The sequence below is a fragment of the uncultured Desulfosarcina sp. genome, from assembly GCF_963664155.2.
Classification (GTDB): domain Bacteria; phylum Desulfobacterota; class Desulfobacteria; order Desulfobacterales; family Desulfosarcinaceae; genus Desulfosarcina.
In genome coordinates this window covers 2245907-2270300 of sequence record NZ_CAXXXH010000001.1, presented here as the reverse complement: position 1 = coordinate 2270300, position 24394 = coordinate 2245907, and the positions used below count along the sequence as shown (strand labels likewise).

General features: G+C 58.1%; 22 protein-coding genes. 12 read left to right on the top strand and 10 right to left on the bottom strand.

Annotation, left to right across the window (positions count from 1 at the left end; translation table 11 throughout):
• Positions 1 to 3: 3 nt before the first annotated feature.
• From ACHZBS_RS10390 to ACHZBS_RS10380, 3 genes are all read right to left on the bottom strand, one after another.
• Complete coding sequence (locus ACHZBS_RS10390) at positions 4 to 705, bottom strand: DUF4381 family protein (RefSeq protein ID WP_319406431.1); 702 nt, start codon at positions 703 to 705, stop codon at positions 4 to 6.
• A complete protein-coding gene (locus tag ACHZBS_RS10385) occupies positions 702 to 1592 on the bottom strand; it encodes a DUF58 domain-containing protein (RefSeq protein ID WP_319406430.1) in 891 nt (296 codons plus the stop codon). Before ACHZBS_RS10385 ends, ACHZBS_RS10390 begins: the two co-directional genes overlap by 4 nt.
• Positions 1593 to 1682: 90 nt before the next feature.
• Positions 1683 to 2636 carry an AAA family ATPase gene (locus ACHZBS_RS10380; RefSeq protein ID WP_394708041.1) on the bottom strand — a complete coding sequence of 318 codons (954 nt, stop codon included), beginning with the start codon at positions 2634 to 2636 and terminating at the stop codon, positions 1683 to 1685.
• Positions 2637 to 2902: 266 nt separating this feature from the next.
• Between ACHZBS_RS10380 and ACHZBS_RS10375 the strand changes: the two genes are divergently transcribed.
• The 8 genes from ACHZBS_RS10375 to ACHZBS_RS10340 all read left to right on the top strand — a co-directional run bounded on the left by ACHZBS_RS10375 (position 2903) and on the right by ACHZBS_RS10340 (position 10072).
• Positions 2903 to 3676: a nitrilase-related carbon-nitrogen hydrolase gene (locus tag ACHZBS_RS10375; protein WP_319406428.1), complete on the top strand. Its 774-nt coding sequence runs from the start codon at positions 2903 to 2905 to the stop codon at positions 3674 to 3676.
• Between the two features lie 39 nt (positions 3677 to 3715).
• Positions 3716 to 4717, top strand: coding sequence for a TRAP transporter substrate-binding protein (locus ACHZBS_RS10370; protein WP_319406427.1), 1002 nt, complete (start codon positions 3716 to 3718; stop codon positions 4715 to 4717).
• A 141-nt stretch (positions 4718 to 4858) separates the two neighbouring features.
• Positions 4859 to 5416: a TRAP transporter small permease gene (locus ACHZBS_RS10365; RefSeq protein WP_319406426.1), complete on the top strand. Its 558-nt coding sequence runs from the start codon at positions 4859 to 4861 to the stop codon at positions 5414 to 5416.
• Positions 5416 to 6711: a TRAP transporter large permease subunit gene (locus tag ACHZBS_RS10360; RefSeq protein ID WP_319406425.1), complete on the top strand. Its 1296-nt coding sequence runs from the start codon at positions 5416 to 5418 to the stop codon at positions 6709 to 6711. Before ACHZBS_RS10365 ends, ACHZBS_RS10360 begins: the two co-directional genes overlap by 1 nt.
• A gap of 94 nt (positions 6712 to 6805) precedes the next feature.
• Positions 6806 to 7510, top strand: coding sequence for a DUF2848 domain-containing protein (locus ACHZBS_RS10355; RefSeq protein ID WP_319406424.1), 705 nt, complete (start codon positions 6806 to 6808; stop codon positions 7508 to 7510).
• Positions 7511 to 7519: 9 nt separating this feature from the next.
• A complete protein-coding gene (locus ACHZBS_RS10350; RefSeq protein ID WP_319406423.1) occupies positions 7520 to 8302 on the top strand; it encodes a 5-oxoprolinase subunit PxpA in 783 nt (260 codons plus the stop codon).
• Positions 8299 to 9027 (top strand): 5-oxoprolinase subunit PxpB, encoded by a 729-nt coding sequence (gene pxpB, locus ACHZBS_RS10345; protein ID WP_319406422.1) that lies wholly within the window; start codon positions 8299 to 8301, stop codon positions 9025 to 9027. The genes ACHZBS_RS10350 and pxpB overlap by 4 nt, the downstream gene beginning before the upstream one ends.
• Positions 9020 to 10072: a biotin-dependent carboxyltransferase family protein gene (locus ACHZBS_RS10340; RefSeq protein ID WP_319406421.1), complete on the top strand. Its 1053-nt coding sequence runs from the start codon at positions 9020 to 9022 to the stop codon at positions 10070 to 10072. Before pxpB ends, ACHZBS_RS10340 begins: the two co-directional genes overlap by 8 nt.
• Positions 10073 to 10297: 225 nt before the next feature.
• Here the strand turns inward: ACHZBS_RS10340 and ACHZBS_RS10335 are convergent, their stop codons facing one another.
• Positions 10298 to 11074, bottom strand: a complete 777-nt coding sequence (locus ACHZBS_RS10335; protein ID WP_319406420.1) for an MBL fold metallo-hydrolase — start codon at positions 11072 to 11074, stop codon at positions 10298 to 10300.
• 341 nt (positions 11075 to 11415) lie between these two features.
• On the opposite strand from ACHZBS_RS10335, the gene ACHZBS_RS10330 reads away from it, so the two are divergent.
• The 3 genes from ACHZBS_RS10330 to ACHZBS_RS10320 are packed head-to-tail and all read left to right on the top strand — an operon-like array spanning position 11416 to position 13869.
• Positions 11416 to 12210: a transporter substrate-binding domain-containing protein gene (locus ACHZBS_RS10330; protein WP_319406419.1), complete on the top strand. Its 795-nt coding sequence runs from the start codon at positions 11416 to 11418 to the stop codon at positions 12208 to 12210.
• Between the two features lie 55 nt (positions 12211 to 12265).
• On the top strand, positions 12266 to 13153 hold the full coding sequence (locus tag ACHZBS_RS10325) for a diacylglycerol kinase family lipid kinase (protein ID WP_319406418.1): 888 nt from the start codon (positions 12266 to 12268) through the stop codon (positions 13151 to 13153).
• Positions 13150 to 13869 (top strand): lysophospholipid acyltransferase family protein, encoded by a 720-nt coding sequence (locus ACHZBS_RS10320; protein ID WP_319406417.1) that lies wholly within the window; start codon positions 13150 to 13152, stop codon positions 13867 to 13869. Before ACHZBS_RS10325 ends, ACHZBS_RS10320 begins: the two co-directional genes overlap by 4 nt.
• A 126-nt stretch (positions 13870 to 13995) precedes the next feature.
• Here the strand turns inward: ACHZBS_RS10320 and ACHZBS_RS10315 are convergent, their stop codons facing one another.
• The 3 genes from ACHZBS_RS10315 to ACHZBS_RS10305 form a co-directional block, all read right to left on the bottom strand.
• Positions 13996 to 15039 carry a sulfite exporter TauE/SafE family protein gene (locus tag ACHZBS_RS10315; protein ID WP_319406416.1) on the bottom strand — a complete coding sequence of 348 codons (1044 nt, stop codon included), beginning with the start codon at positions 15037 to 15039 and terminating at the stop codon, positions 13996 to 13998.
• A gap of 350 nt (positions 15040 to 15389) precedes the next feature.
• Positions 15390 to 16793, bottom strand: coding sequence for a sigma-54 dependent transcriptional regulator (locus ACHZBS_RS10310; protein ID WP_319406415.1), 1404 nt, complete (start codon positions 16791 to 16793; stop codon positions 15390 to 15392).
• Positions 16790 to 18784, bottom strand: coding sequence for an ATP-binding protein (locus tag ACHZBS_RS10305; RefSeq protein ID WP_319406414.1), 1995 nt, complete (start codon positions 18782 to 18784; stop codon positions 16790 to 16792). The genes ACHZBS_RS10310 and ACHZBS_RS10305 overlap by 4 nt, the downstream gene beginning before the upstream one ends.
• Positions 18785 to 19028: 244 nt before the next feature.
• Between ACHZBS_RS10305 and ACHZBS_RS10300 the strand changes: the two genes are divergently transcribed.
• The gene (locus tag ACHZBS_RS10300; RefSeq protein ID WP_319406413.1) at positions 19029 to 19955 is read left to right on the top strand and encodes a phosphate/phosphite/phosphonate ABC transporter substrate-binding protein; all 927 of its coding nucleotides are present in this window, start codon (positions 19029 to 19031) and stop codon (positions 19953 to 19955) included.
• A gap of 239 nt (positions 19956 to 20194) precedes the next feature.
• Here ACHZBS_RS10300 and ACHZBS_RS10295 read toward each other — a convergent pair whose 3' ends face one another.
• From ACHZBS_RS10295 to ACHZBS_RS10285, 3 genes are read right to left on the bottom strand one after another with little or no spacing between them, the layout of a single operon-like run.
• Entirely contained in the window at positions 20195 to 21502 is a 1308-nt protein-coding gene (locus ACHZBS_RS10295) for a tetratricopeptide repeat protein (protein ID WP_319406412.1), read from the bottom strand.
• On the bottom strand, positions 21502 to 22512 hold the full coding sequence (locus tag ACHZBS_RS10290) for a polysaccharide deacetylase family protein (RefSeq protein ID WP_319406411.1): 1011 nt from the start codon (positions 22510 to 22512) through the stop codon (positions 21502 to 21504). Before ACHZBS_RS10290 ends, ACHZBS_RS10295 begins: the two co-directional genes overlap by 1 nt.
• Entirely contained in the window at positions 22493 to 24217 is a 1725-nt protein-coding gene (locus ACHZBS_RS10285) for an adenylate/guanylate cyclase domain-containing protein (protein ID WP_319406410.1), read from the bottom strand. Before ACHZBS_RS10285 ends, ACHZBS_RS10290 begins: the two co-directional genes overlap by 20 nt.
• Positions 24218 to 24394 lie beyond the last annotated feature (177 nt).

Below are 24394 nucleotides of genomic sequence, written 5' to 3'. Positions count from 1 at the left end.
GGGCTACACCTCCCCCGATGGCAGCGCCTTGAGCGCCGAGCTGACGTCACCTTGAGGTTCGTCGGCCGCTGCCAGCGTGGTTTTGCGCACAAAGGCGCGCGCAAAGAAAAGATCGGTTTCCATCTGCTTTTCCACCGTTGCCACGCCGCCGAACTTGATCGGATCCATGGCCCGGCAAAGCTGTTTCAGCTGGCGCGCCAGCTCGTGGTCGACGGGCAGGCGGTCGATGCAGGGCATGAATTCCTCGGTAGTCATCTCCGGAGCACCCACGGCAAACCGGCCGAAAACATACTGGCGCAGAATTGCCGAAAGGTGAAAGTAAAAGGACTTGCCGTCCTGCCCACGAATATCGCTGATGCCGTCCAGTGCCTGCATGGCGATCATCTCGGGCGGCAATTCAGGCACGATGGTTTCGATGGTCCGTTTTTTGCGGTGGCGCCACCACCACCATAATGCCGCCAGGATCAACACGCCGGCCAGGGCCAGTAACGCAGGAATCAGCCACGGGGCGTCGAGCCCCACCGGTACCGGCGGCCGGATATCGTGGATGTCGGACATGGGCGCCGGTGTGTCCGGCGTTGTCTGGTTCGGCGCCGGCGTTGGTAAGGCCGGGGTGATGTTTTCCGCGCCCAGAATCGGCAGGACACGACCGAGAATCAGACACAGGATCAGACCAACGACAATGGCTGGCAGTCGTTTTATCATCGGCGGCGTCGCTCCCGGTACCTGAAATAGCGCACCAGGGCGTCGGCCGCATCTCCGTCGGTGGGCATTTCAATACAATCCAAGTCCATGCTTTTATGAATTTGCAAAATATGGTCGTGAACCGCCTGGCGGCCGGCCTTGAACCGTTCGCGGGTGCGGCGGTCGGCGGCGTCCAGGTAGCGTACAACGCCGCTTTCCAGGTCTTTAAGGGCGACGATACCGCCTTCGGGCAGGTGGAATTCGCCGGGGTCGGTGATCAGCACGCTGACCAGTTCGTGCTTGCGGGCCGCCGAACGAATGCGCAGGGTCGTCTGGCGGTCGAAATTCTCGGTAAGATAATCGGAAACCAGGAAGGCCACCGTCCGCTTGCGGCACACCCGGGCCAAAAAGTCTGCGGCAGCTACGATGTCGGTACCGGTTTTCGCGGGCTGGAAGGTGAAGATCTCGCGAATCAGGCGCCACACATGGGCGGACCCCTTCTTGGGCGGAATGTAACGCTCCACCTGATCGGTGAAGAGAATCGCGCCGGCCTTATCGTTGTTGCGGATGGCATTGAAAGCCAGGATAGCGGCCATTTCGGCCGCGGTTTCGCGCTTCGTGCTGTCGGTGGTGCCGAATCGGCCCGATGCGCTCATGTCCACCAGCAGCATAACCACCTGCTCCCGCTCCTCGCGGTAGCGCTTGATGAACGGTTTGCCCATGCGGGCCGAGACCTTCCAGTCGATACTCTTGACCTCATCGCCGGGCGTATACTCGCGCACCTCCTCGAATTCGATGCCCGCTCCCCGGAAAATCGACCGGTACTGCCCGGCCATGATCGTATTGACCATGCGGCCGGTCTTGATGTGGACCTTCTTGATTTTCTTGATGATGTCGGGGGAAAGCATGCTTTTCGCTGCGCTCTAAAATGCCAATTGAAGGAAAAAATCGTTTTTCTTGTATTCGGGAAAGGCTACTTTTTCACCCTTCACCATTTCTTACGGCACTTCCACCGAATCGAAGATACGGCCGATGATTTGATCGGTATCGATGTCTTCGGCTTCGGCTTCGTAGGTCAAAAGAATCCGATGACGCAGCACGGCCGGGGCAATGGTCTTCACGTCTTGAGGCGTCACGTAGGCGCGGCCCTGAAGAAATGCGTAGGCCCGGGCGGCCAGGCTCAGGAAGATGGTGGCCCGGGGTGAGGCCCCGAACTGAATGTAGTTGGCAACATCTATTTTGTACGCCGCCGGGTTGCGGGTGGCAAAAACCAGGTCCACGATGTAGTCTTTAAGCTTCTCGTCCACATAGACGTTGTTGATCAACTGGCCTATGGCCCTGATTTCCACCGGATCCAGCACCGGCTGCACCGGTTGTTGGGCCTCGAAGCCGACCCGCTTCATGATCTCCTTCTCTTCGACCTTGTCCGGATAGTCGATGAGAATTTTGAGCATGAAGCGGTCAACCTGGGCCTCGGGCAGCGGGTATGTGCCTTCCTGTTCGATGGGGTTTTGGGTAGCCATGACCAGGAAAGGGTCCGCCAGCGGAAAGGTGGTGTCGCCGATGGTGACCTGGCGTTCCTGCATGGCCTCCAGCAGCGCCGACTGGACCTTGGAAGGGGCCCGGTTGATTTCGTCGGCCAGGATGATGTTGTTGAACAGCGGTCCTTTTTTTATGCTGAAATCCCCGGTCTTGGGGCGGTAGATCTCCGTTCCCACCAGGTCGGCCGGCAGCAGGTCGGGGGTGAACTGGATGCGTTTGAAGTCGGCGCGGACGGTGTCGGCCAGGGCCTTGACCGCGCTGGTCTTGGCCAGACCCGGTACGCCCTCGATAAGAATGTGCCCGCGGGTGAGCAGCCCCATGAGCAGGCCGTCGATGAGATCCCGCTGGCCCACCAGGACCTTGCCGATCTCTTCCCGGATCCGGCTGACCACGAGATGCTTTTCTTCAATTTGTGCTTTCAGTTCTTCCAGTGGCACGGTATTCTCCTTTTGGTCAAGGGTCGGATCTTTCTTTGCGTAAGCGGTATCCCGGCAGAGGCATGTCGAGGATTTTAATCAACGGGAAAATAAATAAGGAACCCGGTATTGTCAAGGCGCTTGAACCCGATGGCAATATGCATGCGAACTATATTTTGCTTGATGATCAGCGTTGTGATAAGAGACAAATCCCTAATTTTGAAGGGTCTACGGTCAACGCCCACATAAGGATGCGAGCCATGAAAGTCACCAGTATCCAGCTGGAAAGGCGGGAGATTTCAAAAGCGGAAGCCACGGCCCACGCCCTGGCGATGGTGGATCAGGCGTCGTCGAGCGATCTGATCCTGCTGCCGGAAATGTGGCCCTCCGGTTTTTTCCGTTTCGACCGTTACCCGGTCGATGCCGAACCCGTCGATGGGCCGGTCGTCCAGGCGTTCAGGGACAAGGCCGCGGCGATACGGCGCCACCTTCTGATGGGCAGCTTTGTCGAGCGGAATACCAAAGGGCTGTTCAATACCAGCCTGCTGATCGATCCCCAGGGAACCGTGACCGCCGTTTACCGCAAAATCCACCTGTTCGGCTACCAATCCAGCGAACGCGATCTGCTCACCGGTGGCACGGAGGTGGTCGTGGCCGACACGCCGTGGGGGAAGGCCGGATTGGCCACCTGCTACGATCTGCGGTTCCCGGAACAGTTTCGTAAAATGGTTGATCGCGGGGCGGTTTTTTTCCTGGTGGCTTCGGCCTGGCCGGCGGTTCGCCTGGACCCCTGGGTTCTTTTTAATCGTGTACGCGCCATGGAGAACCAGGCTTTTCTGATATCGAGCAACTGCGCCGGCTCGGATGCCGGATCCCTCTACGCGGGTCACAGCATGGTCGTCGACCCGTTGGGAAACATCCTGGCCCAGGGGGAAGAGAAGGAGTGTATGATTACGGTGGAAATCGACATGGATCAAGTGGCGTCCGTGCGTAAGGAATTCAGTGCGCTGCATGACCGGGTCGATCTGGGGTAGATTTTGCCCAACTTAACCAATTCTGAAAGGAGTTTTCTCATGTCGAAAAAACTGTGGGTAGCAGTCGGTCTGGTCCTGTGCGCGGTGTTGATCGGCAGTCCCGCGGCGGCTGTCGTGGAACTGAACATCGCCACCACTTACAGCGGCGCCAATATGCACGCTGAAACCTGCCGAGAATTTGCCAAGCGGATCAACGAGGCGCTGCCTGGAGAAGTCGTCCTCACGGTTCACGAAGGCGGGGCCCTGGGGCTCAAGGACGAAGACCGCTTCACGGCCGTGGCCGACGGCATTGTGCCGATTCAGAGCGTGCTGATGGGTGCCGCCGTGGGCACGTCGCCGATTTTCGGTCTCAGCACCTCGCCCTTTCTGATCAAGAATTTCAAGGAGGCCAGACTCCTCCTGGATATCGTTCGGCCGGAATACGATGCGGAGGCCAAAAAGTTCAACCAGATGATTCTGTATACCGCCCCCTGGCCGCCCAGCTCGATTCATGCCAACCGGCCCATCAAAAAATACGAGGACCTGCAAGGGCTGCGTATCCGGACCTATGACAAGAACGGCACCGAGGTCCTTAAAAAGGCCGGGGCCAACGCCGTCGTCATGTCCTGGGGGGACGTTTATCCCGCCCTGGCGACCAAGACCATCGACTCGGTTCTGACGTCGTCCCAGAGCGCGGTCGCCGGCAAGTTCTGGGAAGTGCTTTCCGACACCACCCGCGTCAACTTCGCCATTCCGCTGAACATGATCAATATCAACCTGGACAGCTTCAATGCCCTGACCCCCAAACAGCAGGCGGTCTTTGTGAAGATCGGCAAGGAAATGGAAGTTCGCCAGTGGCAGATCGCCGAGGAAGCCATGGTCAAGGATGAGAAGACCTGCGCCGACAACGGCATGACCATCACCACAGAGGTCTCCGATGAACTTGCCGCCAAACTGCGCGCCAGCGGCCAGGACGTCATTAACGACTGGCTGAAAAAGACGGGCAAGGTCGGTGAGGCGGTTCTGGCCAAGTTTGATAAAGAACGCAAAACGCTCAAATAGAAACGATCGACATTTCAACAGGGGCCGTAAGTTGCGGCCCCCTAACCATCTGTGTGCTTGCAACCCCCCGAAAACGGCTGCCAATGCCTGACGCTGACCTGAACGAGGGGGCTTGAAGGCACCAATTCCATGGATGCTGCCATGAACGCGTCACCCAAAAAGAGAAAACATCAGCTTTTTGCGGTTCTGGTGAACCCGATCAACCGGCTTTCCGATGTCGGTGCCATCCTGTCGGCCCTTATTTTTTCCGGGATGGTCCTGTTGATCCTGGCCGAGGTGATTCTGAGAAACTTTATGGGATCCTCGACCGAAGTCTCCGGCGAGTATTCGGGATACGCCCTGGCGGCCATGATTTATCTCGGAATGGGCTTTTCTTTCAGGGAGGATGCCCATATCCGCATCACTTTCCTGCGGGAACGGTTGGGGGCTATGAGCGCCTTCGTGCTGGAGGCCGGCTGCATGGTTTTTGCGATGGTTTTGTCCGGACTGTCGTGCGTTTTCATTTTTGACCTGGTCCTGACATCCAAAGCCCGCAATCTCACGGCCTACACGCCGGCCGAGACACCACTGTATATCCCTCAGGCCATTGTCCTTGTCGGAATGGTCCTGCTGACCCTCCAGATCTTCGGCCGTCTCACCGCCCTGATCGTCGGGGGACTCCAACAATTCAAAATCACCCACGATGCCGGGAAGAATTGATGAACGTCACGCTGGTTACGGTAATTGTATTGCTCTTCTGGCTTCTGGGGTCCGGTGTGTGGATCGCCATGTCGCTGATGGCCACCGCCGGCATATCGATGCAGGTTTTGACCAGCATGCCGGTGGCCAAGATCTGGGCGCAGGCCATGTGGAACAGCTTGAACAGCTGGTCCCTGGCCGCCTTGCCGATGTTCATTTTTCTCGGGGAGATGATCCTGCGCACGAGGATGTCCGATCTTCTTTTCGAGGGGTTGCGGCCGTTCGTTCAGATCATTCCCGGCCGCCTGCTGCACATCAACATCCTCGGTTCGGCGATTTTTGCGGCCGTTTCGGGTTCGTCGCCGGCCACGGCGGCCACGATCGGCAAGATCACCCTGCGTCAGTTGAAAGAAGATGGTTACGACAAACAACTCAGCCACGGCTCCCTGGCCGGGGCCGGCACCCTGGGGCTGCTCATCCCCCCCAGCATCGTGCTGATCATCTACGGGGTGCTGGCCGAAGAGTCCATCGGTCAATTGTTCATGGCCGGCGTGATGCCGGGATTGATGGTCGCCGGACTTTGCATGAGCTACGTCATCGTCCGGGTTCTGCTGAACCCGGCCCTGGCCCCGGTCAAAAGGGAAACATTCGATCTCAAGGCCAAGTTTCGGGCAGTGGTCAAACTGCTGCCGGTGTCGACATTGATCCTGTTCATCCTGGGCTCGATCTATTCCGGCCTGGCCACCCCATCCGAGGCGGCGGCCGTCGGCGCCGTCGGATCCGTGATCGCGGCGGCGCTGCTGGGAGACCTGAAATGGTCGAACCTGGTCGAGGCCATGAAGGGAACGATCAAAACCTCGGCCATGATCTGCTTCATCATTGCCGGGGCGAGTTTTCTGGCGGTGGCCATGGGCTACCTCAAGCTGCCGGCTCAGGTCGCGGCGTTCATCGGGTCCCTGGGCTTGAGCCCCTACATGCTGATCGCCATTCTGACCCTGTTCTACATGTTCCTGGGCTTTTTTCTCGACGGCATCTCGATGATCGTCATGACCCTGCCGATCACCCTTCCCCTCGTGGTTCAGGCGGGGTTCAACCCGGTATGGTTCGGAATCTTCCTGACGCTCGTCATCGAGGTCGGACAGATCACCCCCCCGGTGGGTTTCAATCTGTTCGTCATCCAAGGGTTGACCGGAGAGCGGCTGGAAACCGTTGCCATGGCCGCCGTTCCTTTTTTCCTGCTGATTTTTCTGGCCGTGATCCTGATCACCCTGTTCCCGACGATTGTCATGATCCTGCCGATGCAGATGGCGGGATGACAGTTGTCTTTATCCACCGCGTTGTTTATAATTACACCGGGGTTCGTACTGTCGATAACGGTCAACAGCATACCCAGAGGAAGGATGCCCTGTCATGCGAGTCGAACTTGAGTTGACGGTCCACCGGTTGAGCCGCGAGCCGGAAAAAATCGTATTCAGTGCCAAGCGGATGTTCAACGCGGGCTGGGTCGGCAGGGACCGCAAGGCCCTGCAGCACCACATCGATGAACTGGCGGAAGTCGGGGTCGCGGCACCGAAACACATTCCCACCCTGCTGGCCTTGGGCAATCATCTGTTGACCCATAGCCGTGACATCCAGGTGCACGGACCGCAGACGTCGGGAGAAGTGGAATGGGTGCTGCTGTGGCACCAGGGAGAAATCCTGGTGACCGTCGGGTCGGATCACACCGACCGCAAACTGGAGTCGGTGTCGGTGGCCAAATCCAAGAACATGTGCCTCAACGTCATCGCCCGGGACCTGTGGCCCTATGAAGAGGTCAAGGATCATTTCGACCAGCTCCGGCTGCGCTGCACGGTCACCCGCAGCGGGAAGGTGTCGCTCTACCAGGAGGATTGCTGCGCGGCGATCCTGCCGCCCGAATACTGGATCGACGATCTTCAAAAGCGCCTGGGAGGGCTCGAGGACGGTCTGGTGCTTTTCTCGGGAACGATCGGCACGGTGGATGGCCTGGTCGCCGGCGACGGATATGACTTCCAGCTGCATGACCCGGTTTTAAACCGCACCCTTGGCCATGGTTACACCTGCGAGGTGATGGCCGGGGCGGTAGAGACATTTTAGGAGGTGGGGATGGCAACGACCAGCATTGATCTTAACTGCGACATGGGTGAGAGTTTCGGTGCCTACAAGATCGGGATGGACGAGTCCGTGATCGCGTATATTTCTTCCGCCAACATCGCCTGCGGGTGGCACGCGGGCGATCCCCTGGTGATGGACCGCACCATCCGCATGGCCAAGGAACACGGCGTCAGTCCCGGCGCGCATCCCGGATATCCCGATCTGATGGGATTCGGGCGTCGGGAGATGAACCTGAGCCGCGATGAAATTCGGTCCTACATGATCTATCAGATCGGGGCGCTGCAAGGTTTTTGTGCGGCCCACGGCATGAAACTCCATCATGTCAAGCCTCACGGCAGCCTTTACCTGTCCGCCGTTGCCAACGAAGACGTCGCCCGCGGGATCGCCGAGGCGATTACCGCCGTCGACCCGGATCTCTATTTCATGGCGCTGGCCGGCCAAAAGGGCGAACTCGTCGCCGGCATCGGCAAAGCGATGGGCCTGAAGGTCATTCGCGAGGCTTTTCCGGATCGGGCCTACACCCCCGATGGTACCCTCATACCCCGCAGCCGGCCGGGCGCGGTGATCAAGGATCCCGCCGAAGTTGCCGCCCGGGCGCTCATGATGGCTCGGGACGGGGCCGTCGTGGCATCCGACGGGAGACGAATTCCGTTGCAGGCCCAGACCCTATGCGTCCATGGTGATACGCCGGGAGCCGTCGACCTGGTTCGACAGATCCGCCAGACCCTGGAAAACGAGAATATCCGGGTCGCCCCCTTTGCCGGCGGCCGGTGACTGACGCCGTGGCCGTGAACCGTCAATGTTTCGATCGACCGAAATTCCGCCTGGCCGGCGACAGGGGCCTGCTGGTGGAGTTCGGCGATGCCATCGCCCCTGAAATCAATCAAACCGTGCGGGCGATGACTTTTGCGCTGGAAACGGCCGCCGTCCCCGGTGTCCGCGAAGTGATTCCTACCTACCGCTCGGTGGTGGTGGTCTACGATCCCCTGACGACCAACCCTTCCCTGCTCGAGCCCCGGATCCTGTCCCTTTACGGGGGGACGGCCCGGATTGAGACACCCCCACCAAAAGAAAGCGTCATTCCGGTCTGTTATGGCGGGGAGTACGGGCCGGACATCGCCTTTGTGGCCGAGCATAACCACATCGGCATCGATGATGTCATCTGCCTCCATTCGGAACCCTGTTACCCCATTTACATGCTGGGATTTTCTCCGGGATTTCCTTTTCTGGGAGGGCTTTCGGAGAAGCTGCACACCCCCCGGCTGACCTCCCCGCGAACACGGGTCCCGGCCGGCTCCGTCGGGATTGCCAACAACCAGACCGGAATCTATCCGATCGCCAGTCCGGGAGGCTGGCAGCTCATCGGCCGGTCGCCCGTGCGGCTCTTTGACCCCGAAAGACCGAACCCCTTTCTCCTGAGTGCGGGCGACACCCTCAGGTTCGAACCGATCACGCCGGACGAGTACCGGCGACTCGCCGTCGGAGGCCAGGGTGACTGACATCTTCAACGTGCTGTCGCCGGGCGCTTACACGACCGTTCAGGATCTGGGACGATTCGGCTGGCAGCGGTTTGGCGTCCCGCCCAGCGGCATGCTGGATGATTTCGCCGGACGAATCGCCAACATGCTGGTGGGAAACCCCGACACGGCGGCACTGCTCGAGCTGACTTTCTCCGGCCCTGCCTTGAAGATCCTCGCTCCGGCGACCATCGCTTTGACAGGCGCGGATATGCCGCTCTCAATCAACGGTGCCCCGGCCGCAGGCTGGTGCGCGGTGCCCGTTCAGCCCGGGGATACGGTGACCCTCGGTATGGCGAAAAGCGGCTGCCGCGGGTATCTGGCGGTCTCGCAAGGCATTGACGTACCCCTGGTTATGGGCAGCCGTTCCTGCTATGTCGGCGCAGCCATCGGCGGCTTCAAGGGGCGGTCCCTTCAGGCCGGCGATTGCCTGAGGCGTGGTTCCGGCGAGGCTGACCCTCCGGCACGCCGGGTGCCGGCGGCGCTTGTTCCGGCATATCCGTCCGAGATCACCCTGCGGGCGATCCCCGGCCCTCAGGATGATTTCTTCGATCATGGCCTGGATGTTTTTTTCAACGCCTGGTTCACCGTGTCGCCCCAGGCCGATCGCATGGGCTGCCGCCTCCAGGGGCCGGTCATCTCCCAGGTCGAGGGCATGCCCCGGAGCATTATTTCAGAACCGAGTCTGCCCGGTGGCGTGCAGATACCCCAGGACGGGCAGCCGATCATCCTGCTGAGCGAACAGACGGTCGGGGGATACACCAAAATTGCGACGGTGATTTCCAGCGACATCTGGCGCGTCGCCCAGGCCCTTCCGGGAGACCGCATCCGCTTTGAACGTATCGATATGGCTGCCGCCCATGGGCTTTACCGCAGCCAGGCGTCACTCCTGGAGCGGATTCGCCGCGAAATGAAACTGCCGGAGGCCGAGCAGCGGTCCGGACGGGATGAACTCCACCCTGCGGCCGTTGACTGGGATTCACCGGAGGTGGTGGATAAACTCATTCATTGCCTGTATCAGACTTGACGGATTCGTAAAAAGCCCACAATCTGCGTTACGCTTCATCCCTTGGCACTGCGGCGTACCTTATGCACGCCTCATTCATCAGGACGTCTAAAAAAGCGTTAATCAAAACAGGGTCCTTTTTCGTAGGAGCGGCTTCCAGCCGCGATCATCCCATCCCATTGCATCGCGGCTGGAAGCTGCTCCTACGCCATTTGGGTTCCTTTTGAACGTTTTTCAGACTTGCCGTCAGGACAGGTGGACCGCTTTCGGGTCCAGGCCGGGTCCAGGAAAGAATGTCAGCGTGACATCGGCGGCAGCAGTGAGATAGGCGGGTGTGCCGTCTGCCTGCAGGCGAAACGGCCGGTCGTGGCCCGGAACGATTTCGGTCGCGTGGGCCCTTACCCAGTCATAGTTGTTGAGGGCGGCGGCTTGGGAAAAGAAAGCCGGCGGCGCCATTCGGCTGGCAAATTCCCAGGCATTTTTGACGCCGTCGCCGGCTATCAGTATCTTTTCCCGGGATAGAAAGAGGCCGGCCTGGCCGGGCGTGTGGCCCGGCAGCGCGACCACGCGCACGTCGGGGAAAATCTCGCTGCCGTCCGGGACCGTCCGGAATCGGTCCTTCAGACTCAAGATCGTGGTCGCAGGCACGTAAGGATCCCGGCGCTGTCGGTATTCCCCTTCCAGGACATAGCGGAGTTCGCGTTCGCTGACGAAGAGCGGAATGTTTTCGAACAGATCGATGTTCTGGCAGTGATCGTAGTGCAGATGGGAGATAAAAACGGCGTCCAGTGCCTGCGGGTCGAGCGACAGCGTCTGCAGCCGTTCCATCAACAGACTGCGGTCGCCATGGGAGCCGGTATCGAAAAGAACCCGAAGATCGCCGGTCTCGATCAGGGCAACCGTTGACCAGCCCAGCGCGCCGCGGTTGGAAGACACCGGGATGCCCGGAAGGAGAATGGTGTAACGCTGGCGTGACCTGGCCGCCATCCCCTCGGCGTCGGTCGGCGTCGGTTGTTTTTGCATGTGAGGATTCCTTTCGTCCGTGGATTAGACGGGTCAGATGCGGGCAAGCGCTGTGTACGCATGAACTGTCTTTTCGTTTCGCATCTTCATAAGACCAGTGCCCATAAGTTTGCATGCTTATCTACCAAAAAACCCTCGGATTGTCATGGAAATCTCCAACGATTCAATTGCAGCCCGGCGATCCCCGAAGGTTGAGTTAAATTTATTTCAGGTATATATCTGTAAGGTGAATTCCGATATCGCGAACAATGGATCCGCATGCGTCCCCCAAGGACCCGGCAGGCGCCGATCATTTTCGTGATGCCATCGATACAGCGGATAACAGGGAGAATTGACCCACAATGCCTGAATGGAAAAACCGTATACCAGCAATCATCCTGCTGATTTTGATCGTTCACCTGCCGACCTTGACGTCTGCCCGGGAAGGTGGGATCAAGGACCCCATCATTATTTCCGGGCACCCCGACTACCCGCCTTTTATGTGGCAGGAAGGCAATCGCATCGTCGGGGTCGGGCCCGATCTTGCCGGGATCATCCTTTCGGGCCTGGGCAAAGTCTATCAAAGTTGTTATCTGGGGCCATGGAAAAGGGTCCAGGAAACCGCCCGGTATGGCAAGGTGGATCTGATCGCCGGGATTTACCGCAACATCGAACGGGAGGCCTACCTGGAGTTTTCGGAGCCCTATTGCCAAGACCCCACATCCGTATTCGTCGAAAAGGGGAAGGGCTTTCCCGTCGCCGGCCGTGAGGATCTGGTGAACCGCCGGGGCGTGACCCTTTTTGGTGACAGCTTCGGGGATAGCATGGACCGATTCATCGAAAAAGAACTCAGGATGGCCAGGGTCTATTCCGTCGATAAGATGATCGACCACCTCCTGTCTGGCAAGGCGGAATACCTTTTTTTCGGCTATTATGCGGTGCATATCTCAGCTAATCGCCTGGGCGTTGGCGAAAAGCTCGCCGTTGTCAAAAAAGACCTGGTGGTGGAAAATTTCTGTTTTGCATTTCCCAAGCGATCTCCCCACGCCGCTCTTCTGCCAAAAATCAACCGGCAGATCCGAAGGCTTCGCGATGAAGGCCGGATCGATGCGCTGATCGAGGACCACATGAACCGCTATCTTCATAAAGCCAATTGAACCTGACCCGCCGGCCCCGTAAGCCAAAAACAGAAAGGACTTTTTGCTGCCATCCATGACTATTGCACTGATCGCCAATCCCAGCGCCGGAGGCCGAAAAGGATCCCGAGCCATCCCGAAGGTGGAGAACCACCTGCGCCGGCATGGCATTGAATACCGGATTTTCATTACCCAGTACCATGCCCACGCCATGGACATCGCCAGAAAACTGACCCTAGGGAAATACGACGGCGTCGTGTCTTTAGGTGGAGATGGGACCAACTTCCATTTGCTCAACGGCCTCATGAAATATCACGACCCGGCCACACTGCCCCCGCTGGGCATCATCCCCGTGGGCAGCGGCAATTCCTTTGCCCGGGATCTTGGCATCTACACCACGGCAGACGGCATCCGGGCGCTGATCATGGGGGAGACGCGGCCGGTGGACGTATGCAGTTTTACCCAGGATGGGCAGCCATGGTATTTCGTCAATCTCGCCGGATTCGGTTTTGTTACCGATGTGGCCCAGACGGCTCACCAATTTAAACGGTTCGGTGATTTCAGCTATGTTATCGGAGTCTTCCACCGGATGCTGGGCTTGCGGTTTCACCGGATGCAGCTGGAACTCGATGGCAGGCGAATCGATGGGGAAAACTGCTTCGTGGAGTTCTGCAATTCCCGACACACAGGAGGCAAAATGCTCATGGCGCCGGAGGCGAAGATCGACGATGGCTGGTTCGATGTGGTGGTTGTGGGACCAATGAGCCGCCGGTCACTGATGGCCACCTTTCCCAAAATTTTCAAGGGGACCCATGGGCAGAATCCGGCGGTGCGGTTTTACCGGGCCAAAACGGCATCGGTGAAAACCGACCTGCCTAAAACCCTGTTGCCGGATGGTGAGCTTTTCGGGTCGACGCCCACGCAGGTTGCCATTGATCCCCGACGAGTCAGGTACTTCGCATGAAAACGGTGCGATCGGCAATGCTGTGGGCGGCGGGATCGGCCTTTTTTGTGTTGACCTTCACCGTTCTTTCCTTCGCGCTGTTCATTTTTTCCAGAAAACGGGTTTTTGCTCTGGCCCGCTTTCTTTTTTCCGTTCAGGTCAAAATAATGGGCATTCGCCTTAGGGTGACGGGCCTGGACGGTCTGGACCGAACACGGACCTACCTGATTATGGGCAACCACCAGAGCCTGTTCGACCTGTTCGTGATTCCTGCCGCCATTCCCCTGACGTATGTGGCTGTTGAAGCGGCCTACCATTTTTCGATTCCCCTGTGGGGCAGCCTGGTCTCCCGCTACGGATGCATCCCCATTTATCGAAGCAATCTGGAAAAAGCCAAGGAGAGTCTTGATATCGCCAGGCAGCGGCTGCGCGAGGGAACGTCCATCATCATCCTGCCCGAAGGGCACCGCACCCTCACCGGCCGGATGGGTGCGTTCAAAAAAGGGCCCTTTCACTTGGCCCGCCAGGCCGGTGCCGATATTTTGCCCTTTGCCATCAGCGGGCTGTTTGATTACCACCCCAAAGGGACCTTTCACCTGAATCCCAAACCGGTAAAGGTATCCATCGGGCCGGCCATTCCCTATGCGACGATTGCCGATATGACGCCGGAGCGGTTGCGGGATCATGTGCGTGGCATTATCGCTGACTTGGCCGGTTTGCGTCGTTATCATGCCTGATCCCTCGGGATCCGCCCCTGGCGCATTCAGAACGCCGGGAAACCGGCCGGGGGTTGTCGCCCCGGAGGGCGGGGGGCGTTTCAGGTTGCCCCAACCGGTTTCCGGCGATCAGACCAGGTTGTTGGATCAGCCGGCGAGTTGTTTCATCAGCGACGGTCCGATCTTGTAGAAGCTGTAAGCGCCGAGGAAAAGGCAATAGATCGGCACGACCCAGCGCCAGGCCTTTTCCGGAAAGACTTTAACCGCATAGGGAGCGGCTATGGCTGCCACCATGCTGCCAAGCAGCATGGAGGGCAGCACGAGGTAGTCAATGGTCATCCCACCCCCGATCGACAACGCCAGCCAGACGAATATGGAAAACACGCAGGTCGTTCCTTCGCTCAATGCGGTAACGGCCAGCATGCTCTTGACCGGAACCCCGGACAGCAGACCGCCCACCGTGACTACCGGGCCGTACCCGCCGCCGCCGACGCCTTTGTTGAATCCGGCTAGGGCGGCAAAGCCAAGCATTCGCCAGGGTCGGTACGGCCGCTCCTTTCTTCCCTTAAAGAGCATGGTGCCGCCCATCATCAGCAGCAGCACGACCACGTAGAGCTTGATCCAGATCTTGTGGACCTTGAAGACCACGTATACCGCTGTTACCGAAAGACCCACCGTGATGCACCCGGTAACGGCGATCATCAGCCACAGCTTGATCGGTTCCGACATCGGTTTGAAGCGCCACTCCACGTTGCCGAACTCCTTGTGCAGAAAGGCGCCGATCATCCCGGCGGTGGCCTGTTGAATCATCACTGCCGGCACCACCTGTTTGGGATCGAATCCCATGACCAGCAGCAGCGGAGTCATGGCCGCCCCGTAACCCATGCCGGCCGAGGCGTCGAGAAATTCCAGGATGATCGCCAGGACGACCACCCACCAGAAGATGGTCCAGTTGTTCGTTCCCTCCCATCCGTGGGCCTTGACGATCTCCGACGGCAGACGGCCGGATCCCTCGAAGGGATTGCCGGCCAGCCAGCATCCGATCAGAAAGACCACGAAAAAGATCGCAACCCCCCACAAGGCGGCGACGATTTCGCTCTTATCCGGTTTGAGCCGTTCGAGGATCGTCGGCTTGGCCGCTTCCAACTCACGCGCTACTTCCCATCCCATTCTCTTGTCAATTTTTTCCATGCACCCCTCCTTAATCGTTTGGGTTGACGAATTGCACTTTACAAAGGCTTCAGTGCAACCCGGCGGCCAAGCCTCCCGGCAAATTGAAGAATTATTCTTTACGCATTGATTTTTTTGGAATTTTAAACGGGGCTTGCCATGATTTGGGCCGCAGAGCAGGCTCTGCGATCTTGATGAGGTGCCAACGTCAGGTGGCATCCGGTCGGGGCGGAAGGCGAATATTCTTTACCATATCGAATAGATACTGAAAAAAAGCGTCATGTGGCCCACGCCATTGCAATTTTGCACCCGCGTGAAGGCGCCTCGACGGGGTGGAAAGATTGCCTGTCGGAGGGGAAGAAACCGGTGGATCAGGGAATCACGCCGCGAAAAGTGTCGGACTTGATACCGCAGCGCTTCATGATCTGCTGCAGACCCTGACGTTCCAGGCCGGCCATCTGGGCGGCCTGGGTGACATTGCCGCCGCTGGCCCGCAGAGCCTGGGAGACATAGCCGCGATTGAATGCGGCCAAGACCTGTTTTTTGGCTTCTTGATACGGCGCCAGGCCGGGGTTGGTCAAGCCGGTTGGTAGCATCGGACCGATCGGTGCCCATCCGATGTCTTCGGCATGGACCGTATCGCCTGGTGCCATGACGACGGCCCGTTTGATCACGTTTTCCAGTTCCCGGACGTTCCCCTCCCATGGATGGGCCAGAAGCCGTTGCACCAATTCGGGGGCGATCTGTTTTTTGGGACGGTCATAGAGACGGCAGGATTCGGAAAGAAAGTGGTCAATGAGCAGCGGCAGGTCCTCCCTCCGTTCACGGAGCGGCGGCATCCGCAGGTTGACCACATTGAGCCGGTAATATAGATCTTCACGGAACTGCCGGGCATCGACCTTGGCCTTGAGGTCGCAGTTGGTCGAGGCGACGACCCGAACATTGACCACGAGGCTTTTCGGGTCACCCAGCGGCTTGATCTCTTTGTCTTCGATGGCCAGAAGCAGTTTGGTTTGAACGGATAGCGAAATGTCGCCGATTTCGTCCAAGTATATCGTGCCGCCGTCGGCGGCTTGGAACATCCCCTTTTTGTCCTGACTGGCGTGGGTGAACGCACCTTTTCGATAACCAAACAGTTCGCTTTCCAGAATTTGCTCCGGAATCGCCGGACAGTTCACCCGCAGGAACGGCTTCTGACTTTGCGCGCTCATGGCATGGATAGCCTTTGCCGCCAAGTTTTTTCCAGTTCCCGACTCACCGGTGATCAGGACCGTTACATCGGTGCCGCTGATCATCTGGATGGTTGTGTAGATTTTCTGCATCCGCGTGCTAGTGCCGATAAAATTCTCGAACCGTTCGGTCTCGGCGATCCGCTCACGCAGGTTCAGGTTTTCGCGCAGGAGTCGTCCGCGTTCGGCGGCCTTTTGGATCAGCAGAACAAGCGCATCCCTATCGAACGGTTTAGTGATGAAATCGTAGGCGCCCTTTTTTATGGCGGTCACGGCGATGTCGACGGCGCTGTAGGCGGTCATCATGATAACGGTCAACAGTCGATTATGCTCCTTGAGGCGTTCGAGAAGGCTCAGACCGTCCATTTCCGGCATACGGATATCAACCAATGCAATATCAAAGGGTTGGTGCGCGGTCTGTTCCAACGCCTGCTGACCGCTGCCGGCGGTAACAATCTCAACATCCGGCAGTTCGCCGACAATGGTCCGTTGAAGCATTGCCAGCATTTTCAATTCGTCATCGACAATCAGGATTCGTGTGGTCATAGGCAGATATGCGTTCCTTTCGGCAGGTCGGGTGGTATTCTCGGCAGCTCCACGGTGAACACCGTCTTTTCGCCCGGACGGCTTTTTACATGGATACTGCCGCCATGCTCTTGGATGATACCATAACTGATTGACAACCCCAGGCCGGTTCCCTGGCCCATGGGTTTGGTGGTAAAAAAGGGGTCGAAAATACGGTTCAGATACTCGGGGGCGATACCGGGGCCGCTATCCTGCACTTCAAGTCCAACGGTCGAGCGATCCGGCCAATGGACGATGCGGATCCGGACGCGGCCATTGGTGCCCACGGCCTGCCGTGCATTGATCAACAGGTTGACGATGACCTGTTGCAGCTTTTCGGCATCCCCGAAGGTGTTCGGTATCTGTACACCACTGTCGGTTTCCAGTTCAATACCGGCCAGTTCGAAGTCGTGCCGTACGATGGCGGCCACATCATCCACTAGGGCGGAAAGGCAGACCGGTGCCAGACGCGTTTCGGTTTTGTGTGCAAAACTGAGAAGGGCCTGGACGATTTTCTTGCACTTCAACGTCTCCTCCTCGATGGTCTTGAGGTCCGAGCGTTGCTGGGCGGAGTCCGTTGCCTCGCGCAGCAGCAGCTGGGTAAAACCGAGAATCAGGCCCAGAGGGTTGTTGATCTCATGCGCCACCCCCGCGGAGAGTTGTCCCAGGGAGGCAAGTTTGTCGGCCCGGAGCAGTTGGTTCTCGATGTTTTTCCGATGGCTGATGTCCTTGACGACCCCTTCATAGCCGACGACACCGCCCGCCGCATCGCGTTGCAACGAGCAACTGAAAAGAACGGCCAGCGGCCCGTCACCACAGGCACGCAAGGTGGTTTCCCAATCCTTGACGAATCCGTTGTGTTCCAGGTTTTGTTGCAGCTCGGCGAAGGTGTTCGGATCGGGGAACAGGTCCTCAAGGCGCAACGTAACGATCTGCGACGAGCTGTGTGGGTATCCGAGCAGGCTTCGGCCGGCCGGATTGATGTCGTGCAAAATCCCATTGCCATCCGCAATAAAAATCATGTCCATGGAGGTTTCAAAAATCCGTCGGTATTTGTGCTCCGAGGCTTCGATGATGGTTTTGGATTCGGCCAACTGGCCGACCGAGCGTTTCAGGGAGTGCAGCATGACGTCGAAGGCCTCGGCCAACTGCTGAATTTCGTCACCGGCGTGCCGGCGATAAACCGTGCAGGTTTGACATGCCGCCTCGGCATCGGTGCTGCCGGCCGCCAACCATGACCGCATGGCCCAACATCTCCGGTGAACGTCGCCGTTCAGGGGACAATTGACCTTTGTGCACGACGTGACCTGCCAGCATGTTCGACCGATGGCCGGACCGACCCGGATGTCCAGATTTCCGGCGTTGACCAGACTCAAGGCCGAGCGCAGGTGTGAAATCCGACGGGTGACGCTGTCCGACAGACTGAAAGCGACCAGTGCAGCCACGAAGAGCGACAGTCCGAGCAGTGAAAAAATATTCCAGAGAATTTGCCGGATGATCATCGCTTCCTGCCTGCGGGAAAGCCCCAGCCGAACCATGCCGACCCGGTCATCACCGGCAGTCACCGGTGCGGCGAAATCGTAAATCAACTCCTTGCCCGTGTCTATCAGCCGGACACTGCAGTGCTGTCGTTCATCGGCTGAATTGGCGGTTTTGAGCGCCACCGGAAACCCCCCTTCAAAGGTGTGCGCCAATACTTTGCTGCGCTCATCCATGATAAATGCATAGGCTATCCCGTCGCTGCTGTTTACGGTTTCATCGACCATGTTTTTAAGCCGCAGGAAATCCACCGCCAGGAGCGGATCCTCGCAGCGGGCAGCCAGATTGATCGCCAGGGCCAGGCCTCTTTCCTTGTATTCGTCGCTAAGGGCAGGGGTCACTGTCTTGCTGACGGCCAGCCCAATCAGGCCGCCAGCCAGCAGTACCACGGAGAGCATGCTGACGAAAACCCGGGTTCGAAAACTGAAGATCATGGCCTTGCCCCAACTTTCAGGAGATTCTGCCACGATACTAGGCAAATTCTCAATGCCGGTCAACCCGTTCTTTCCCGGAAGGGATTTTGCCGGTGTCAGGGAACGCCTCGTAAAGGCCGTAAGGCGGCTTGCTCACTGAGGTGATACGGTGTAAAATAAATTGATGGCAAGGTGGCAACGCCTTGGTGCGGTAGCCGACCCTATATGGTATCAAAGACTACCTGCCAAATCTTGGAAGGAGGGTATGTTGCGTCTGCATACCGTATGGATTGGGGTTGCGCTGTGCATGCTGGCCGGTTGCGATCCGGGCGAACCGACGTACAAGGTTGATTTGAGTGTACGTGAATCCCCGCGCATCCAGCAAGTGGACCACAGCATCACCTACGCATATTTGCCGCAGTACTCCCACTCGGTTTCGTACCAGAAACACCACCGGCTGGTCGAATACCTGCGTCGAAAAACCGGCTTGAACATCCGGCAGATATTTCCGGATACATTCGATGGGCATATGAAGATGGTCGGCCAGGGGAAAATCGATTTGTCGTTCGCCAATCCCTATATCTACATCCAGATGGCGCACCGCTACGGTGCTAGGGCTTTTGCACGAATCGTCGAAAAAGAGGGGGGGGATCAATACCGGGGACAAATTATATGCCGTGCAGACAATCCGCACATCCAAACTCTGAACGATTGCCGAGGCAAACGATGGATCGCCGTGGATCCGGGGTCGGGCGGAGGATATTTGTTTCCGCTGACGCTGTTTTACAGCCATGGAATTACCCGAGATGATTTCCAGGAAATTGCCTTTGCTCCGGGACCGGGCGGCAAACAGGAGAAGGTGGTTCTGGCCGTTTGCGCGGGCAAGTACGATATCGGGACGATTCGGCAGGGAACCCTGGATGTGGTGGTCGGCAAAATCGATCCGCGAGCCATCCGGGTGCTGGCCGAAACGGCCTGGTACCCAGGGTGGGTATTTTCCTCCAGAAGCGGGTTGGATCCTGACATCGTGAACGCTGTGAAAACGGCGTTGCGGGCTTTGGACATACGGCAACCCGACCACCAGCCAATTCTCGACGACGCGCAAATCGTCGCTGTGATCGCTTCGGTGGACGCCGATTATGACACGGTTCGCGAGGCAATCGAGTACATCGGCGGTACCCTGAACCAATAACCGAAGAGGAATCTGTTTTCCGTTCTGATCCGAATCATGGGCATTCGACTTACGGTGACGGGACTGTTCCCTTTTTTGTTTAAAAAGGAAATAAAAAGGGGCGGTTGGTGCAGCATATATCCCTGCGAACGGTTGGATTTCATATTCGGCCACGAACCGGCTGCCAAAAAACGTCTTGACGATATTCACAGCTGCCACTGAATTGTCTTGGTTCTGTTTTTTTTAACAGGAATGCGATATCAGGGCAGGGTCTCGACTTTTTGCATAAGCCGGCGGGCGTTGTCGATGTTCTCTCGGGCTTTTTCGTGATCCGGGTTGCAGATCAGGGCTTTTTCCCAATCGGCGATGGCTGACTTCAGATCCTCGTTGATGAAGTGTTTGACGCCGTTGCGGTAATGAATCTGGGCCAGTTCCAGCAACCGGGAGCGGACGGTTCCCTTCAGGGCCATGCTGGCTTTATGGCTTCCATCGGCCTTTTTCAGCACATCCCGGGCCTCCAGAAAACGCTTGTGGTCGAAGTGGTCCAGCGCCAACCGGTAGCGCGCTTCGGCGGCCAGGTCGCGGACGGCAACATTTTCCGGCCCGTCCTTCTGCAGCGTTTCTAGCAGGTCAAGACTCTGCCGATACTCCCCCTGATCAAAATGCGCCCGCGCCTTTAGGAGGACCAGCGACGTCTGTTGCCGTTGTAAGGCGGCCTGCAGCGCTTTCAAGGCGGCATCCTTTCCCGCGAACCCGTCCGGGACCATGGCAAGATATGGACGGGCGGCTTCCGGCCGTCCTGCTTCGATCTGGGCGGCGGCCTGCTTCATACGGATGGCGTGAAGCATGGCCTTAACGTCAGGATCGTCAGGATTCGCCTGTTCGACGATAGCCAGTGCGCCATCGAGGCTATTTTTCGCCAGCAGCGCGTTGGCTTCGGCCAGATGATTGGGCGGCTTTTTTGTGTAGACCTTCTTCGGTGGTGTTTTTTCCAGTTTGGGCAGGATGAGCAGGGTGCCGGGTGTCATCGCCTCGGCCATAGGCAGGTCGTTGAACCAGGCCACGAGAAAGGCTTTTTCCTTATCGCTAAAGACTTTTTCGGCAACGGTGGCCGGGCGGTCACCGGGTACCGACAAGCGTGCGGCCAGGGGAAAAGTGGAAAAGCGGGCATTGATCTGGATCAAGGCCGGCTGAAAAGCGGGGTCCAGGCGAAGGGCAGCCAGAAAGTGGTTGCGGGCCGCCGCCTGATTTTTTTTTCTCAGTTCTGCCATTCCGTTTCGATAGTGAGCGTTTACCGCTTCGGTGATCTTGTTTTGGATGCGTGTAATTTCGCGGCTAGCCGCAGCCTGGCCGCCCGATATCCGGTCAACCAGCCGCCAGTGATCCAAGGCCATGGTCAGTTCGCCGTGCGCCTCCAACTCGCGGGCCCGCGAGGTGATTTTGTCGGCCTGGTCCGCCTCCCACCAGGGGCCGGCACCCATGAAATCCGACACCGAATTTACCATGCCGGCACAGCCGCAGAGCGTGACGGCGGCCATCAAGGCTAACGCTGGCAGCCAGTGTCGCATCAGTTGAGATCCGCCTTGATCCGGGTGGTGAGATTTTGACTGAACCGCTCCATGTTCATCCCCCGGCTGATGAAGGTTCGGTGGATGCCGTATCGGTCGGCGAAAAAGGGATTGTCACCCGGTCGCCGGAGGAAGGCAGCCGAAAAACCTAGCTTGGCGGCCATGGCGGATACCAGGCTGTCGGTGTCGCCTTGCGGATAGGCCAGAAACAGACAGGGGGCGTTCAGGTGCGTCTCGATCGCCCGCCGGGCCAGACCCAGTTCGGCTTCCACCCACTTGAAATAGTCTTCGAATGTCTGTCCGTTGGTTCGATGGGTCAATGAAAGCCCGCTTCGACCCCGGCATCCGATAGTGACGCCGTCTCTATGCAGTTGCCTGATCTGGTCCCAGGTCATGGCATCCTTACCACCCACATCCTTGGTGGCCACGAATACCGTTGCGGTGAAGCCCAGTTCTTTCAGGAGAGGAATGCCGATCTCAAAGAGGCTGCGGGATGCCGTATCGAAGGTGATCAACACCGACCGGCGGGGAAGCTGGCCGAAGAACCCCATGAAATCGGTAAGCTGCCTTGGGGTGATGGCGACAAAGCCTTCGGTTTTCAACCAGCGCATCTGGTGCTCGAATGCCGACCGAGGCACCTGCCGAGTCTGCCCAGATGACTCGCCAATATCCGAATAGGCCAACACGGGAACGGTCTGATAGCCGTCAGGGGTCAGGCCGCCGGGTTGAAACGGGGCCATAGGAACCATGACCGGTTCACCCCCGGAAAAAGCCGCCATGCCGTTGTACTCAACGATCATCCACCCCTTTGACGCATCGTTTAAATAGCGCCGGGCGATGGATGCGGGGGTATCGCCCCGGCGTGCTTTCACCAGAAGCGGTAACGACGGTGGCGGGCCGAGGTCTGTCTCCTCGCCATGGACGGTTGGGGGAAGCAGGACGAAACCAATCAGCAGGGCCGTGCAGATGAGAAACCGGTATGCCTGGTGTCTAATCGGATGCTTTGACATGGGCCCTCTGTTCTATTGATGTAACCCGAAAAGTTTCCACGGGGGCGATTTTTCCCTTGATGGTGCGGGTACCGGCCGGTTCCACGCCGACGAGTCCACGCAGACGGTCATGAACCGCATTCGTCACCAAAACTTCCCCGGGGGCGGCCAGGCCGCTGAGCCGCGATGCCAGGTTGACCGTGTCGCCGATGACGGTATATTCCATTTTCACCTGGGAGCCGATGTTCCCCGACACGATGGGGCCGGTATGGATACCGATACCCACGGACGACAACAGAGGATTACCATTTATGCTGCTCCGGTGCAACTGATCCATCAGATCCAGGGCGGCCCGTACGGCCCGCTCCACATGATCCTTTCTAAATACCGGCACTCCGAACACGCCCAGCACGCAGTCGCCGATGAATTTGTCCACGTATCCGCCGTAATCCAATATGGCGCGGGTGGCGATTTCAAAATAGGTGTTGAGCATCTCCACCACCAGCTCAGGTTCCCGATCTTCGGCGTAGGCGGTAAATCCCCGGATATCGGCAAAGAGGATGGTGGCTTTGTTCTTGTGCCCCTTGAGCCACATTTTTTCCGGGTCGGCGAGAATCATTTCCAGCACGTCCTCGCCCACATATTTACCGAAGGACTGGCGGGTGAGCGTGTGCCGAAAAAGCTCCTCGCCCATCTGGTTGAAGGCGGTGGCCAGGTTTCCCAGCTCGTCCTGGCGATTGAGTTCCACCCGGTGGCGGTAATCCCCTTTTCCTATGGCCTCGGTGGCGGCCACCAGCTGTGAGATAGGCCTGGAGAAACGAATTCCCAGAAAGACGGCAATGGCCAGGCCAACGGTCATCATCACCAGGGTCATAAACAGGATCGGCCCTTTTTCCCTGTCCACCAGGTGCTCGATAAAATCCAACGAAACGCCCACACGGACCGCTCCCACGATCTTGTCCTGAAAGACCACATCCCGGGTTAGGTTCAAGATCTTTTCGCCGGAACCGGCAATGAAAGAAAAATAGGAAATGTCCCCACGGGTTACCGGCGGCGATACGGGGGCGGGAGATGTGAATGCCGTGCCGATTCGATCCACATCGGTGTGCGCCCGGATCAGACCCCGGATGTCGGTTACCACGGCATAGCGCAGTCCTTCGGTGGCGGTGGCTTCTTTGATCAACGTGTTGAGACTGAGAATATCGTCGTCGATGAGCGGAATGCGGGCGTTGTTGACAAAATAATTGAGGCTCACCGTCCCCACGGTCACGGTCTGGTTGAAAAGTTGGGCTTTTTGCTTGTTGATGATAAAATAACTGAAAGAAACGATGGTCACGGTCACGATGAGCAGGGCACCGATGCAGAGTTTCAGCCAGATGGGTATGGCCGGGGCGGGCAGTCGTTCGGCCAGGGTGCCGCGCTGATGGAGAATGAGTTCGCGGATGTTATCCGACAGGGAGGCGACGGAGATCCTGAAGTTCTCATTGATAGCCTCCACCACCGTGGTTTCGGAGGCCAGCCCCAACTCGGTAATCATGTGTCCCAGGCGGACGGCCTGGCCGGTTTCGATCAGTCGTTGACGCTGGGCGACGAGGGCGGTTTCCAGTTGTTTGTCGGTGATGATGCCCCGGTCCACCAGCACCTGGCCCAGCTGCACATCGTCCGGCGATCGTCGCTTAAAAAGATGCCGGATACTTGAAAACAGGTTTCGGAAGGATTGCGGCATGGTTGCATCGCACCTGTGGAGAGTCATGGGGTGTCGGGGTGGCAAAAACCGCCACCGAACTGGGCAGAACTATAATGGGGGGGATCGGCCGGTGTCAACATGCAGCTTGGGAATCGTTGACAGACCGGGGTCGGAAGGCTATTTTATTTTAACAGGCGAATGCCGCGCGCAGCCAAC

Coding starts and splice junctions, on each gene's coding strand:
- ACHZBS_RS10310 (WP_319406415.1), bottom strand. CDS start 16,793: ATGACCACACGAATCCTGATTGTCGATGACGAATTGAAAATGCTGGCA.
- ACHZBS_RS10295 (WP_319406412.1), bottom strand. CDS start 21,502: ATGCGACACTGGCTGCCAGCGTTAGCCTTGATGGCCGCCGTCACGCTC.
- ACHZBS_RS10305 (WP_319406414.1), bottom strand. CDS start 18,784: ATGATCTTCAGTTTTCGAACCCGGGTTTTCGTCAGCATGCTCTCCGTG.
- ACHZBS_RS10365 (WP_319406426.1), top strand. CDS start 4,859: ATGAACGCGTCACCCAAAAAGAGAAAACATCAGCTTTTTGCGGTTCTG.
- ACHZBS_RS10325 (WP_319406418.1), top strand. CDS start 12,266: ATGACTATTGCACTGATCGCCAATCCCAGCGCCGGAGGCCGAAAAGGA.
- ACHZBS_RS10385 (WP_319406430.1), bottom strand. CDS start 1,592: ATGCTTTCCCCCGACATCATCAAGAAAATCAAGAAGGTCCACATCAAG.
- ACHZBS_RS10300 (WP_319406413.1), top strand. CDS start 19,029: ATGTTGCGTCTGCATACCGTATGGATTGGGGTTGCGCTGTGCATGCTG.
- ACHZBS_RS10390 (WP_319406431.1), bottom strand. CDS start 705: ATGATAAAACGACTGCCAGCCATTGTCGTTGGTCTGATCCTGTGTCTG.
- ACHZBS_RS10360 (WP_319406425.1), top strand. CDS start 5,416: ATGAACGTCACGCTGGTTACGGTAATTGTATTGCTCTTCTGGCTTCTG.
- ACHZBS_RS10375 (WP_319406428.1), top strand. CDS start 2,903: ATGAAAGTCACCAGTATCCAGCTGGAAAGGCGGGAGATTTCAAAAGCG.
- ACHZBS_RS10285 (WP_319406410.1), bottom strand. CDS start 24,217: ATGCCGCAATCCTTCCGAAACCTGTTTTCAAGTATCCGGCATCTTTTT.
- ACHZBS_RS10370 (WP_319406427.1), top strand. CDS start 3,716: ATGTCGAAAAAACTGTGGGTAGCAGTCGGTCTGGTCCTGTGCGCGGTG.
- ACHZBS_RS10315 (WP_319406416.1), bottom strand. CDS start 15,039: ATGGAAAAAATTGACAAGAGAATGGGATGGGAAGTAGCGCGTGAGTTG.
- ACHZBS_RS10330 (WP_319406419.1), top strand. CDS start 11,416: ATGCCTGAATGGAAAAACCGTATACCAGCAATCATCCTGCTGATTTTG.
- ACHZBS_RS10290 (WP_319406411.1), bottom strand. CDS start 22,512: ATGTCAAAGCATCCGATTAGACACCAGGCATACCGGTTTCTCATCTGC.
- ACHZBS_RS10355 (WP_319406424.1), top strand. CDS start 6,806: ATGCGAGTCGAACTTGAGTTGACGGTCCACCGGTTGAGCCGCGAGCCG.
- ACHZBS_RS10335 (WP_319406420.1), bottom strand. CDS start 11,074: ATGCAAAAACAACCGACGCCGACCGACGCCGAGGGGATGGCGGCCAGG.
- ACHZBS_RS10320 (WP_319406417.1), top strand. CDS start 13,150: ATGAAAACGGTGCGATCGGCAATGCTGTGGGCGGCGGGATCGGCCTTT.
- ACHZBS_RS10350 (WP_319406423.1), top strand. CDS start 7,520: ATGGCAACGACCAGCATTGATCTTAACTGCGACATGGGTGAGAGTTTC.